Below are 13,262 nucleotides of genomic sequence, written 5' to 3'. Positions count from 1 at the left end.
GATACATACCGGGCATTTCTGCGGTTTCACCACCAATCAGGGCGCAGCCAGCCTGCTCACAGCCTGCACCAATACCGGTAACGACCTGCTCAGCAACGTCAATATTGAGTTTTCCGGTTGCATAGTAATCAAGGAAAAACAGAGGCTCGGCACCAGACACCAGCAGATCATTGACACACATGGCCACCAGATCGATACCAATGGTATCGTGCTTGCCCAGTTCCATAGCCAGTCTTAGTTTGGTGCCTACACCGTCAGTGCCGGAAACCAGAACCGGCTCTTTGTAACCCGAAGGTATCTGGCACAGGGCACCAAAGCCTCCCAGGCCACCCATTACTTCGGGGCGCGAAGTGGCTTTGGCTACATGCTTGATACGATCAACCAGGGCGTTGCCTGCCTGAATGTCAACACCTGCGTCTTTGTAGCTCAGGGAAGAAGCTGGCGAATTTGTATCGCGGTTGCTTTTGCTCATCGGAGATGTATCCGCACCATGGAATCGAAAGTGGATTGATCAGAGCGCGCATTCTAACGTAACCCGGAAAAATCATAAAGCTGCCCGCCGGTGTTCGGATTCTTCGATCAGCCTCTTACTGTCGGCTAAAGATTTTCTACAAAACCAGAAAGTTATGGCAGAATGAGAGGATACTGGGCTCCGGACGTTTCGTCGTCTGGGTAATTAGTACTCTTTACAAAGATAAGCAGTCATGTCAGAAGTCGCTGACATTTCATGAACCTTTCTGTCACTGAATTGATCCTGGTGGCAGTTTGTTCAGGAAGAGTGCCTGTTTTTGATTCCGGACATTATGTATAAAACATGCAAGCTGGAACGGTTGTTCCCTCTTTCCTGGCTGATATTCACCCTTGTGTTGGCCCTGTTTTCTTCTCAGCTGTTTGCTGCACAAATGAGCGGACTTTATCGCGTTGGCATACCTGTCAGCAGTCAGGGTAGTGAGGAAAGGGAAGCAGGCATTAAACGAGCTCTGTCTGAGGTACTGGTTAAAGTAACCGGACAACGCAGCACCCTCAATAATAAGGGGGTGGTACAGTCACTCAGAAATGCCTCTGCGCTGGTTCAGAGTTTTAGCTATGAACGCCTTGATACTGTGTCAGGAGAGCAGCTTCTTCTTCAGGTGAGTTTTGATGAAGCGGCCGTTAATCGTCTGTTGCGGCAAAATGGTCTGGGGATCTGGGGCTCCAGCAGACCGGATACCATTGTCTGGTTAGCCATTGAAAGGCAGGGGGAAAGGCAAATTCTGAAAGAGGTACCAGACTCTCCGTTGGTGAGCGACCTCGAACGTGTTATGGCTGCTCGCTCATTGCCTTTGACTATCCCTCTGATGGATTTTGAAGACAGTGCCACTATTTCTGATGTAGATGTCTGGGGACTGTTTTCGGGGAAGTTGGTTCAGGCATCAGCAAGGTATGGCTCTGAGGCCATATTGGGGGGGCGCCTGAGCGAAATTCGTGGACGGTATAATGGTCGCATGGTTCTTATCTTCAGAAATCAGCAATTTGATGCCACAGTTACAGACCTGTCAGCAGAAGGATTGGCTTTGGCGATTGCTGATCTTATTGGTAATTCCCTTTCCCGGCACTACGCAGTCCTCTCTGGTGGCAGCAGTGTTAATCCGATGCTGGAAGTGGAGGGTATTGCCAGCACACAAGACTATGCAGGGCTAATTAAATACCTCAAAGGTTTGACGGCAGTGAGGGATGTGATGGCAGTTAAAGTCGGCGGCAACAAAATTCAGTTGGAATTGTTAATTGATGGCACACTGAGCCAATTATCGGATGCTATTGCCCTGGGGCGGAAGATGAGAGCGATGGGTGCTGATGAGGCCAACAAGACCTTGAAATACCGTTGGCTGGGAGGCTGAAGGCAAGTCAGACATCAAATTCCGAAGTGCGTTTTTTTTTATTTCCTGCAAGACGAGTTGCAACAGAAGGAAAACAATGACCAGACAGCAACAATGGATGCTAGCAGGCATCGTATTCGTAGGTGTAGTGCTGATTAATTTTGTCGGGGCTGTCATGACGCCTTTTGCGATCAGTGCTGTGCTTGCTTATCTGGGCGATCCGCTGGTTGATCGACTGGAAAGACTCAAGCTCTCCCGGTCACTTTCGGTGACACTGGTTTTTCTGGTGATTTTTACTTTTCTGGTACTGATGTTGCTCATTCTGATACCGGCATTATTCCAGCAGGTCAAAACCCTGATGCAGTTGCTTCCGGCCTGGGAGGAGTGGGTTCGATTCAATGTCATTCCAAAGCTGGTTGAATACACTGACTTTGATCCTGAGTGGTTTGATATCAGCCAGCTGGTCAAGACCATGGCAGGGGAGTGGCAAAAAGCCGGTGGGCTTCTGGCCGGGCTTGGACGTTCGGTGACCAGCTCGGGTCTGGCAGTCATAGGTTTTCTCGTGAATCTGTTCCTGATACCAGTTGTGACTTTTTACCTATTGCGCGACTGGGATCATATGATGGAGCACATCCGTCTGATGCTGCCTGTTAACCTTGAACCTATTGTTGTTGAACTCGCCAGTGAGTGCGATGAGGTGCTGGGGGCTTTTCTCAAAGGCCAGCTTATGGTCATGCTGGCCCTGGGATTGATCTATGGCGTGGGGCTCTGGGCGATAGGCTTGCAGTTTGCGTTGTTGATCGGGTTGCTGGCGGGGCTGGTCAGTATTATTCCATATATGGGGTTTGTGGTCGGTTTCACTACGGCCATTGTTGTCGCTCTTTTTCAGTTTGACGGCTACTTGCCGTTTGTTTGGGTGGTCGGTGTGTTTGCCCTGGGACAGGCTTTGGAGGGGTGGGTGTTGACACCTTATCTGGTAGGTGACCGGATTGGTCTGCATCCGGTGGCTGTTATCTTCGCGCTGATGGCGGGTGGGCAGATTATGGGCTTCGTCGGGATGCTAATAGCACTGCCATTAGCAGCCATTATTATGGTACTCTTGCGTCATCTGCATCGAAATTATAAGGCGAGCCACTTATATAATGCTGGTGAGCCGGGGGAATAAGGTGTTTTATGCCTTCAGCGAACAAAAATCCATTTTGCCTTGCCAATCAAACAGGGATGAGTGGAATGGTTTTGTTGCAGCTGTCTCTTGCAGATTCCATTAACTCACTGAAGCTGGTGATTTTTGATAAAAATGCCGCGACAGAGAGTTCAGAATGTCTATCCATTGTTAGGGTTGAGCGGCATTTCCCGCTCAAGGCTGTTAAATGTCGTATGTGAGCCAGCCTGTGCAATTACCGCTCAGTGTTCAGATCAGGGATGATGCCACCTTTGAAAACTTTTTCAGCGGAGATAATGCTGCGCTGGTCAATATGTTGGATATGGATCATGAGGTCAGTGGGGTAGAATCAGAACAGTTTATCTATCTCTATGGAGCCCCCGGTGTTGGTTGCAGTCATCTTCTTCAGGCTGCCTGCCATCAGGTAGATAGCCGAAAAGGTCGAAGCATCTATCTACCTATGCAGGAGCTTGTTCATTATCCTTCCAAACTGCTGGAAGGTATGGAAAGACTTCAACTGGTGTGTATAGATGATGTTAATTGTGTAGCAGGCATTCCAGAGTGGGAAGAAGGGCTTTTTGATCTGTTTAATCGTCTCAGGGATTCCCGGACTCGCTTGCTGGTGGCAGCAGGTTGTCCACCTAAAAGACTTTCTATCCAACTGCCGGATCTGGTCTCAAGGCTAAGCTGGGGGGTGGTGTTTCAGGTTCAGCCTCTCAGTGACAGGGACAAGGTGTCGGCATTGCAGCTTCGGGCTCATTTGCGTGGGCTGGATATGAATGAAGATGTGGCTCGGTATATCATATATCGCAGTAACAGGGATATGGGGCATTTATTTAAGATGCTGCAGAAGCTGGACAGTGCTTCACTGAGAGCTAAAAGGAAGTTGACCATACCCTTTGTCAAACAAGTTATGAACTGGTAATCAAGAGAAGTAGTATGCAAACCCAGAAACCGGCTGCCCGGTTTGTGTTCTTAGTTGTTGTTCTGGCCATTCTGCTGTTTCTGATTTCAGTGATGTTGATGGTTCCTGGTCGGTATACTGACCAGCTGCTTCAGCAAATAGAAAATCAAACAGGGGTTGAAGTCCTTCCTGTTGAAAAAGAATACGCCTTCTTATCCGGTAAATTCCTGCTTACCAAGCCGGAGCTCAGGATCTCTCCCGGAATTACTCTTAAATCAGAATCTATTGCTGTCAATGTCGCCTGGACCTCTTTGTGGAAAAAAACTATTGAGCTGGATCGAATTGATTTTAAAAAGCCCGGAATCTTTCTTGATCTGGCAATCATCGGCCAGAAACCTCCTATGCCCAATCTTTATCAATTTCTCAGGGAAGCTGGGCAGTTTGTCTTTGAAGATGGGTCGATGAGGGTGGTGAACTCGGAGCAAACTGGTTCCAGTAAAGTAGTCAGTATTGATTTCAGTAAAATGGAGCTGAAAACCCATCGGCCTGATCAGATTGATATTGAAGTAGTCAAGGATTCAAGACACATTAACTGGTCGCTGGGCGGTATTATTGATTTAAAGAAACTGGCAATGTCTGGTCAGTTATCCATTGATGAGCTCCCACTGGCTGATGTCTTCAGTCAGAAATTTCTTAAATGTTCAAATTGCTCGCTGAAAGGCTCTCTTTCAACAGACCTCTCTGTTGAGTGGTCTATGGATCAGGGGGTGGAGCTGACTGGAACGGCGAAAGTGCTGGATGGTGAGTATCAGGATCTGGGTTCAGGTCTTAATCTGGACTGGAAAGAGTTATTTGCGGAGGGCTTTCGGTTCAGAAGTCGAAAAGCTTTTGTCGAAGACCTTTCATTCAGGGGTGGTTTGCTGACTGTCGATGGCAGTCCCCTGGAACAAATAGCAAGGACTGTCCTTCGTCCTTTATCAGCTGATGGTTATTTACCGGTTAAGGGTGGTTCTTTACCGGTTAGGGGCTCTTTATCTGCTAAGGGCTCTTTGCCTATAGCCGTCAAGCGTATCGAATTCAATGGTGCTGTTCAGTCTTCTCAAAAAAAGAATCCTGAGCTATTCAGCAACAGCAGGGTTGAACTGGAAGTGTTAAGTCCAGAGCAATACACCTTTCAGCTCAGCGGGCACTGGCTTGAAAGGGTGCCTGTCTCTCTGGAAGGCCGTGTCAACTTGAGTAATGCAGTGGCCCCCAGCCTGAACCTTTCTGCCAGAGATGTGGATTTGTCTTTACTGCCCGTTTCAGATCGGTCTGTTGCCGGATACGATCTGGCCGGAAGTCGTGTAAACCTTAATCTTGCTTCCTCTGTGGGAGGTGGCAGCAGGGGCAAGCTGATTTTTTCAAAGCTTGAAGCCAGACCAGTCAATCCGGAGCTTGATATCAATCTTGTGAAAGCTTTGATGGCAAATCCTCAGTCCATCATTGCCATAGATATTAAAGCCCGCTATGGTCAGTCGCCTCTGGTTGCGGCAGGAATAGCAATACACCAGACTTGGGAGAGAGTGCTTGAGCAGCCCTTACAGTATCTTTCCCATCAGGCAGGTATTACGCCAATGTTGTCCACTGAAATACAGATGCCGGCGGGTAAGGCTTTGTTGACAGAGAACGACAAAACACAATTAAAAGGTTGGAGTCGGGTACTCAGGATAAGACCTGAACTTAACCTTTCTCTAAAAGCGATGGCCAGCAAGGATCGAGATTGGCCAACTCTCTCCAGAGCAGAGCTTGAATCCGATCTGGTTGAACTCTATTCGGCGATCCATCAAACGAAGCCCGGAGAAGTAAAAGAGATTCCAGTAGACATCAGAGGGCATTTGATTGAGCAAATGTATCTTAGGGCTCATAATCGCAGATTACCCGAAGTGGGTGATGTCAGCCAGGATGAGCGTATTAAAGAAGCGGAGCAATGGCTGTTGGTAAACTGGCCTGCGAATCAGGAAAAAATGGATAAGCTGGCCAGTGATCGTCTTAATCTGGTGAGCGAATTTCTCCGCAATGAAGGTGTTAGCGAGAAACGCATTATTAGCAGCCCACCCTCAACGGTGAAACAGGCTGGTTCAGCTGTTGAAGTGCAGCTGGTCAATTAAAGTCGGTTGACGACAAAAAGCTCTTGCCCATGCAGGAGCTTTTTTTTGAGAGGGAAAGGGTTGGTTTATTCTGGAAGGGTTCAGTCAGCGGGACGGGTTGTTTAATTGTCCTTGCCAACGGGTAAACAACATGGCAGATACAAACAGTGCACTGCTGAATAAGGTAATCAGCCAACCATGAATGGAGTCTGTGATAAACCAGGCATCAAGCACACCGCTGATGAAGTAAAAGCAGAGAATGAAGCATAACCAGGCCGATGCTCTTGGCTTTCGCCTGATCAGCCCGTAAGCAGGCAGCAACAGCGGAATAATGGTGAATGACGCAATCATCCATATTGAGTTTTGGGGTGGGTGCAGCCAAAGCACTTTCGCAATCTGCGAAGCTAGCAGGCAGAAGTATAGTACCAGGCTCAACCGGTAGCTGAGATTGGCTTTTTGAGTCAGTTCCACGATTAAAGTATCTCCAGAACAGATTCCGGTGGGCGACCGACACGGGCCTGACCGTTGCTAAGGACGATGGGCCTTTCAATCATTTTTGGATAGGTTACCATTTTTGCAATTTGCTGCTGCTCTGAGAGATCCTGACCTCTGATATGATCTTTATATTCCTGCTCGCCTCTGCGCATCAGTTCTTCGGGGCTTTTACCGAGTTTTTTCAGAATGTCGTTTAAAGCGGCTTCGCTGGGTGGGGTTTCCAGGTAAAGCACTATATCAGGGTTAATACCTTTTTCCTCAATCAGGGTAAGAGTCTCTCTGGACTTTGAACAACGCGGGTTATGGTAAATTGTAACGCTCATATTGCTTTCTCTTGACTTGTCTTATCGTAAAGGGCAGCTGTCGACAGACCGGGAGCCTGAAGTCATACTGCGAGTATTATTTCTGTGACGGGAAGATTATCGTTGAATGGGTTTAGGTGCAATTGAAGCCATGTACTGATAATCACCGTACTCATGTTTGAGTGTGCGTTCATCATTCGCTGCTGGACACAGATCTAACAATAAACTTCCTTCAACAAGTGGGTATGATCATGCACAAGCTTAAACGGTTGCTGGTTGTGATAGCTGCAGTTGCAGTGGCTGGCTGCTCCAACCAGAGGCTTGACTGGGACTATAACAATACTCCTGCTGCCACCCGGTTGATGAAAGACTGGAAAACCTACGCGTGGCTGAACAAGGCAGGTGAAAACAATGAGGTTGAGGGGTATCACATTGATGGTTTGACGGATATGCGAATTCGGGCCGCTATTAACCGTGATCTTCAGGCCAGAGGGTATCGAGAGGTGAGCAAAGATGGTTATCCTGATTTTCTGGTAAATTATCTAACCACAACCCGCACACGCAGGGAACTGAATCAAATGACGACCTCCATGGGTTATGGTCCGGGTTTCCGGGGTATGGGCTTTACTACAGAAACCCGGGTGAGAGACTATCAGGAAGGTTCGCTCATTATCGATTTTGTGAATCCGGAAAACCATCAGCTGCAATGGCGTGGACGTTCGACTTCCAGAGTGATTCACGGTGCCACCCCCGAACAGCGGAGCGAAAAGATCAATACTGCGGTGGAGGCTATACTGAATGGCTTTCCTCCCGGGCACAAGAACTGATACGCTTCTCTGAGCTTGAGTCTGGCTGAAACTCTCTGGTCAGGCTCTTTTCAATATCAGGGATTCGTTATGTCAGGTTCGCTTCTTTCCAGTTCTTCACAGGCTCAACGTGTTCAGTGGCTTCGTGTCTATCTCCTGTCTGTCTCTGATACTTTCTTCAAGCACCGTTGCCTGAATAATGCCGCAGCACTGACTTATACGACACTTTTTGCTGTAGTGCCGATGATGACGGTTACCTACAGCATGTTATCGGCTATTCCTTCTTTCCAGGGGGTAGGCGAGATGGTGCAGAGTTTTATATTCAGTCACTTTGTTCCGACAGCGGGCGAGGTAATCCAATCATACCTTTCCAGTTTTTCTCAACAGGCACGAAAGTTGACCGGAGTGGGTGTTGCTTTTCTGGTGGTCACAGCATTCATGATGCTAAGGACCATTGATGGTGCCATTAATCAGATCTGGCAGGTGGACAGGGTTCGACGGGGCATTACCGGCTTTCTGCTCTACTGGGCGATTCTCAGCATGGGACCTTTCCTGATTGGTGTTGGTTTTGTGCTGACATCATATCTGGCATCTCTGAAGCTCATAGCTGATACCACTGCCTTTCTTGGGGTTGATCAGTGGCTGTTGCGATTGACTCCCATCCTGCTGAGCAGCATTGTTTTTACTTTGCTCTACATGGCTGTACCCAATCGGCGTGTGCCCTTTCGTCACGCTTTTACAGGAGCTCTGGTCGTGGCTATTCTTCTTGAGCTGGCAAAGAGTGGTTTTGCTCTGTTTATTACTCTGTCACCGTCGTATCAATTAATCTACGGTGCTTTTGCGGCTGTTCCCGTGTTCCTGTTATGGATTTATTTAAGTTGGATACTGGTTCTCTTTGGTGCGGTACTGGTCAGGAGTTTTGCTTTATCCAATCAAACCCGTAATGAATCACTTCCACCCTTGCTGGGGGTTTTGGTGGTTCTAAATGGATTTAATGAGCAGTTTCAGAAAGGGTTGAGTTTCAAGTTGAGGCAGCTACATCAGAGGGGGTGGAATCTTTCACTTGAGGATTGGGAGCTTTACACCAGTTACCTGCTGGAGCAGGGCGTTATCAGTAAAAATGATCTGGGTGAAATGATACTGGCCAGGGATCTTAGGCACCTTGAACTCAATACTATGTGTCAACGACTTCCCTGGTCTTTCCCATCGGATCAGCAGCTGGAGTCTGTTGAGACTCTGAACAAGCCCGAATGGTATGGTCAACTGGTGGATCGACTGAAACAGTTGAATGAAAAGCAGAGAGCTGTACTCGATTGTCATCTTGATGACCTCTTTATCGAATGTTGAAAATAATGAACCTGGCAGCCTGTCGGACTTAAGCGTCCGTAGCGAGGATTGCAATAAATGTAATCGGTTATAGCCGCTCGCCAGAATCACAGGAATCAGGGCAGACCCCGGAGAGAGCGGTAACGGCCTGATGATCTGAATCGTCTGTTCAGTTTCAAAACCGGTCTGTTTTTCAGGCCGGTTTTCTTATATTTGGAAAACAAAGTAGCAGGTTTGTTAGCTTCATGCTGGAAAGCTCAAATCCGAGGGGCTTCCGGACGACTTTATGAGGCATTCCAGCTAGAATCAAAACAAACTCATTATTGGATCTGATGGCAATGCGACTATTTTTTTTTCGACTCTTCCCGCTTTTACTGGCCAGTCTCTTTCTGTCAGCCTGTACTAAGCCGGATTTGACCGATACCCAGGGAAAAGGTGTTTTTCTCAAGGCTGACAAAGCTCAGTGGACCGTTATAAACATCTGGGCCCATTGGTGTGGTCCCTGTCGTGAAGAGGTTCCGGAGCTGAACGCTTTGGCCAGGGAAGGACAAATTCGGGTTCTCGGGTATGATTTCGATAACAGTCAGGGAGAAGAGCTGGTAAAAAAAGCTAAAAATATGGGCATACAGTTTCCTGTTCTTACCCAGAGTCCGCTGGCGCTGCTGGAGACCAAAACCCCTCAGGTATTGCCTGCGACAATGATTTTGAATCCACAGGGAAAGCTGATAGAAGTACTATATGGACCTGAGACGAAGGATAGCCTGAAAAAGAAAATTCGGGCATTGATGAATAAGGTTAATGCAAATGGCTAATGAATGCAGACGCGCACTGATTGAAGGAAGAGTGCAGGGCGTTTGGTATCGTGGCTCCACCCAGCAGGAAGCCAGAAAACTGGGTGTCACCGGCTGGGCAAAAAATCTGCCAGATGGAAGGGTTGAAGTTTTAATGTGTGGTGAACAGAAGGAGCTCGACGAGCTGGTGGCCTGGCTGCATAAAGGTCCTCCTATGGCTCGGGTTACTGATGTCAGTGTTTCCAGTGAGCCTGAACAGTTGTTCTACGACTTTACAACCGGTTAATCAAGTGATGGCATGGCCGGAGCAACGGGTTCAGTCTCAGTCATTTCTCCAGTGGCGATCCCAGTTCTTGTACACTCGCTCAGGATACCAGGTTTTACCGAGGCTGCCATTGTAACGGGCCAGTGCCCGGGTCAGGTTGCCTTTTTCCTTTTCCAGATAATAACTGAGAATATGGCTACCGTATTTCAGATTAGTCTCTACGTCGGTCAGGTTATCCTGTGGGCGACCAATGACGTTTTTCCAGAATGGCATAACCTGCATCAGGCCCTGGGCTCCGGCAGAAGAAACAGCAAACCGGTCAAAAGAGGATTCTGTCTGTATTAATGCCAGCACCAGTTCGGGGGAGAGCTTTGCCGCAGTGGCCTTCTTGTGAATTTTTTTGAGTAGCTCCAGTCGCTGTCGCTGACTCTGTTGCTTCATAAATGGCTTTAGCCGGCTGGACATATCGACCAGCCAGACTTCTGCCTCGAAACGATCGGAAAAGCTCTCGGTGGTGCTGAGTGCTTCTTCCAGATAGATTCTCAGGCCTTCATCCACTTTCTGTTGACTCAAGCCGATTGCAGGAGTCAGCAGAAGTGTGAGGATGAAACCCGTGATCAGGTTGTTTTTATTATAAAACGACGGCCGTTTGATAATCGGTTCAGGCCAGGCGTTCCTTAAGAAAGTCTGAAATTTCACTGAGTGCCAAGTCTTCGCGATCCGCTGTCCTGCGGTATTTGTATTCTACCTGACCGTTCGCCAGCCCTCTATCACTCAGGACTACCCGGTGTGGAATGCCGATCAGTTCCATGTCGGCAAACTTGACGCCGGGACTGGCCTTTCGATCATCCAGAAGGACATCGTAGCCTGCTTCAGTCAGTTCCTTGTAGAGGTTTTCGGCGGCTTCACGGACGGCTTCAGACTTCTCAATCTTCAGGCCAACAATGGCGATCTGGAAAGGCGCAATGCTTTCGGGCCAGATGATTCCGCGATCATCATGATTTTGTTCAATGGCGGCAGCGACGACACGGGAAACCCCCAGACCATAGCAACCCATCGCCATAGTCACGGCTTTTCCGTTTTCATCCAGTACGGTAGCATTCATGGACTCGGAGTATTTGGTGCCCAGTTGAAAAATATGGCCAACTTCGATACCACGTTTGATTTCCAGAGTGCCCTTACCGCACGGGCTCGGATCACCTTCTACAATGTTTCTCAAATCGGCGATGCGGTCGAAAGAGGCGTCTCTTTCCCAATTGATCCCAAAATGATGTTTGCCATCCAGGTTGGCTCCTGCACCGAAGTCAGACATGACCGCAACCGTGCGATCAACAATGCAGGGGATTTTGATGCCAACCGGGCCCAGTGAGCCGGGTCCGGCGCCCATGATGGGTTTGATCTCTTCTTCTGTTGCAAAGCGCAAAGGTGCTGCAACTTCAGACAGTTTTTCTGCTTTGATTTCATTCAGCTCGTGATCACCGCGAACTATCAGGGCAACGAAGTCTGCTTCCGCTTCTTCGTCTGCCGCGACAATCAGAGTCTTGACCGTTTTCTCTATAGGGAGGTTGAACTGCTCAACCAGGTCAGCGATAGTCTTTGCTGCGGGGGTGTCGACCAGACGCATGTCCTCGGAAGGAACTGCTCTTTCGTGGGCAGGTGCCAAGGCCTCTGCTTTTTCAATGTTGGCCGCGTAGTCACTCTGGTCGCTAAAAACGATGGCGTCTTCACCGGATTCGGCCAGTACATGAATTTCGTGTGAGGCACTGCCTCCGATGGAGCCTGTATCCGCTTCCACGGCTCTGAAATTGAGGCCCAGACGGGTAAAGATGCGGTTATAGGTGTCGTGCATATTTGCGTATTCACGACCAAGGCATTGGTGATTGGTATGGAATGAATAGGCGTCCTTCATAATGAACTCTCTACCACGCATCAGGCCAAAGCGGGGGCGGATTTCATCACGGAATTTGGTTTGGATCTGGTACAAATTTACAGGCAGCTGTTTGTAGCTGCTGAGGGTGTCACGAACCATATCGGTGATGACTTCTTCATGAGTAGGACCGATTACGAAGTCTCGCTGATGGCGGTCTTTAAATCTGAGCAGCTCAGGACCAAACTGATCCCAACGGCCGGTTTCCTGCCAGAGTTCAGCCGGTTGTACGGCAGGTAGCAAGACTTCCTGTGCGCCAGAGCGGTTCATCTCTTCACGAACAATGTTCTCGACCTTCTGGAGAACGCGCAGACCCATGGGCATCCAGCTGTAGAGTCCGGATGCCAGTTTACGGATCATACCTGCTCGCAGCATCAGCTGGTGACTGACGACGACGGCATCAGAAGGTGTTTCCTTGAGGGTAGAGATCAAGGATTGACTAGTACGCATGTGCTCAGTTATCCGATTATCAAAACGCAAAGGCCGCATTTTACTACGGTTGTCCAGAGACGTCATGACGTTGAGCGAATCACAGTCGAATTTCACCAACAGGTTGGTTATAGTGCTGCGAATTATTACTGGCAACTCGGCTAAACCGGAGTAAATTATGAGCGAATTTCAGCTGGATAACAGACTGGAGGAAGACTGCTTTGTCATGGGGGATCTCCCCCTTTGCCGAGTTTTGCTGATGAATGACAATCAGTATCCCTGGCTTATTTTGGTGCCCAGAGTGGCAGGGGTTCACGAAGTCTTTCATCTTGATGAAGAACAGCAGTTGCAGTTGGCTTGTGAGTCGTCACTGACGGCTGCAATTCTGAGTGATGTTTTTGAGGCCGATAAGATGAATGTGGCGGCACTGGGTAATACGGTTAAACAGCTGCATGTTCATCACATTGTTCGCTATGAAAGTGATGCTGCCTGGCCAAACCCGGTTTGGGGCAGGTTGCCAGCTAAGCCCTATGATAAGGGGCAGGTCAGTGAGATCAAAAAAAAGCTGGAATCACTGTTCAGTTGTTTTGAATGAATGGGGTGTTTGAAATGAATGAGGAACTGATTGAGCTGCAGACCCAGGTCAGCTTTCAGGAAGATACCATTGCCCGGCTTAATGAAGTCGTGACCCGTCAGCAGCAAGAAATTGATAGCCTTAAACAGGAGATGACTCAGCTGAAAAAGCAATTAATGGCCATGGCCAGTTCTCAGTTGGAAAAGCAGGAGGAGAGTGCGCCTCCACATTATTAATCACGGCCTGACGCGAACGGGGGGCAGGGGGGGGCGGCCCCGTTCATTAGAGGTGTGTTGATC

The 13,262-nt window shown here is 48.7% G+C and carries 15 protein-coding genes; 10 read left to right on the top strand and 5 right to left on the bottom strand.

What is annotated here, in order from left to right; genetic code table 11:
• Positions 1-472: phosphoribosylformylglycinamidine cyclo-ligase (purM, locus tag KDK19_RS15670; protein WP_257292315.1), on the bottom strand; the 472-nt coding region annotated here is incomplete at its 3' end.
• A gap of 331 nt (positions 473-803) precedes the next feature.
• Between purM and KDK19_RS15665 the strand changes: the two genes are divergently transcribed.
• From KDK19_RS15665 to KDK19_RS15650, 4 genes are all read left to right on the top strand, one after another.
• On the top strand, positions 804-1,877 hold the full coding sequence (locus tag KDK19_RS15665) for a DUF2066 domain-containing protein (protein ID WP_257287639.1): 1,074 nt from the start codon (positions 804-806) through the stop codon (positions 1,875-1,877).
• 76 nt (positions 1,878-1,953) lie between these two features.
• Complete coding sequence (locus KDK19_RS15660; protein ID WP_257274953.1) at positions 1,954-3,021, top strand: AI-2E family transporter; 1,068 nt, start codon at positions 1,954-1,956, stop codon at positions 3,019-3,021.
• Positions 3,022-3,226: 205 nt separating this feature from the next.
• On the top strand, positions 3,227-3,943 hold the full coding sequence (gene hda, locus KDK19_RS15655; protein WP_257274954.1) for a DnaA regulatory inactivator Hda: 717 nt from the start codon (positions 3,227-3,229) through the stop codon (positions 3,941-3,943).
• Positions 3,944-3,957: 14 nt separating this feature from the next.
• Positions 3,958-6,069 (top strand): hypothetical protein, encoded by a 2,112-nt coding sequence (locus KDK19_RS15650; RefSeq protein ID WP_257274955.1) that lies wholly within the window; start codon positions 3,958-3,960, stop codon positions 6,067-6,069.
• An 84-nt stretch (positions 6,070-6,153) separates the two neighbouring features.
• Here the strand turns inward: KDK19_RS15650 and KDK19_RS15645 are convergent, their stop codons facing one another.
• Both KDK19_RS15645 and arsC read right to left on the bottom strand, forming a co-directional pair.
• Positions 6,154-6,519, bottom strand: coding sequence for a DUF2069 domain-containing protein (locus tag KDK19_RS15645; protein WP_257274957.1), 366 nt, complete (start codon positions 6,517-6,519; stop codon positions 6,154-6,156).
• A 2-nt stretch (positions 6,520-6,521) separates the two neighbouring features.
• Positions 6,522-6,866: an arsenate reductase (glutaredoxin) gene (gene arsC, locus KDK19_RS15640; protein WP_257274958.1), complete on the bottom strand. Its 345-nt coding sequence runs from the start codon at positions 6,864-6,866 to the stop codon at positions 6,522-6,524.
• 230 nt (positions 6,867-7,096) lie between these two features.
• On the opposite strand from arsC, the gene KDK19_RS15635 reads away from it, so the two are divergent.
• The 4 genes from KDK19_RS15635 to KDK19_RS15620 all read left to right on the top strand — a co-directional run bounded on the left by KDK19_RS15635 (position 7,097) and on the right by KDK19_RS15620 (position 10,054).
• Positions 7,097-7,672 carry a DUF4136 domain-containing protein gene (locus tag KDK19_RS15635; RefSeq protein WP_257274959.1) on the top strand — a complete coding sequence of 192 codons (576 nt, stop codon included), beginning with the start codon at positions 7,097-7,099 and terminating at the stop codon, positions 7,670-7,672.
• A 69-nt stretch (positions 7,673-7,741) separates the two neighbouring features.
• On the top strand, positions 7,742-8,998 hold the full coding sequence (locus tag KDK19_RS15630) for a YihY family inner membrane protein (RefSeq protein WP_257274960.1): 1,257 nt from the start codon (positions 7,742-7,744) through the stop codon (positions 8,996-8,998).
• Positions 8,999-9,315: 317 nt separating this feature from the next.
• Entirely contained in the window at positions 9,316-9,789 is a 474-nt protein-coding gene (locus tag KDK19_RS15625) for a TlpA disulfide reductase family protein (RefSeq protein ID WP_257287638.1), read from the top strand.
• Complete coding sequence (locus KDK19_RS15620) at positions 9,782-10,054, top strand: acylphosphatase (RefSeq protein WP_257274963.1); 273 nt, start codon at positions 9,782-9,784, stop codon at positions 10,052-10,054. The genes KDK19_RS15625 and KDK19_RS15620 overlap by 8 nt, the downstream gene beginning before the upstream one ends.
• A 36-nt stretch (positions 10,055-10,090) precedes the next feature.
• Here KDK19_RS15620 and KDK19_RS15615 read toward each other — a convergent pair whose 3' ends face one another.
• Both KDK19_RS15615 and KDK19_RS15610 read right to left on the bottom strand, forming a co-directional pair.
• Positions 10,091-10,606 carry a lytic transglycosylase domain-containing protein gene (locus KDK19_RS15615; RefSeq protein WP_257292314.1) on the bottom strand — a complete coding sequence of 172 codons (516 nt, stop codon included), beginning with the start codon at positions 10,604-10,606 and terminating at the stop codon, positions 10,091-10,093.
• Between the two features lie 88 nt (positions 10,607-10,694).
• Positions 10,695-12,410 (bottom strand): proline--tRNA ligase, encoded by a 1,716-nt coding sequence (locus KDK19_RS15610; protein WP_257292313.1) that lies wholly within the window; start codon positions 12,408-12,410, stop codon positions 10,695-10,697.
• Positions 12,411-12,567: 157 nt separating this feature from the next.
• Here KDK19_RS15610 and KDK19_RS15605 point away from each other — a divergent pair, with 157 nt between their 5' ends.
• Both KDK19_RS15605 and KDK19_RS15600 read left to right on the top strand, forming a co-directional pair.
• Positions 12,568-12,984, top strand: coding sequence for an HIT domain-containing protein (locus KDK19_RS15605; RefSeq protein WP_257279908.1), 417 nt, complete (start codon positions 12,568-12,570; stop codon positions 12,982-12,984).
• A 14-nt stretch (positions 12,985-12,998) separates the two neighbouring features.
• Positions 12,999-13,199 carry a SlyX family protein gene (locus KDK19_RS15600; RefSeq protein ID WP_257279907.1) on the top strand — a complete coding sequence of 67 codons (201 nt, stop codon included), beginning with the start codon at positions 12,999-13,001 and terminating at the stop codon, positions 13,197-13,199.
• Positions 13,200-13,262: the final 63 nt, after the last annotated feature.

Source organism: Endozoicomonas sp. ONNA1 (assembly GCF_024606325.1).
Lineage (GTDB): Bacteria > Pseudomonadota > Gammaproteobacteria > Pseudomonadales > Endozoicomonadaceae > Endozoicomonas_A.
This window is presented reverse-complemented; position numbering and strand designations above follow the sequence as displayed.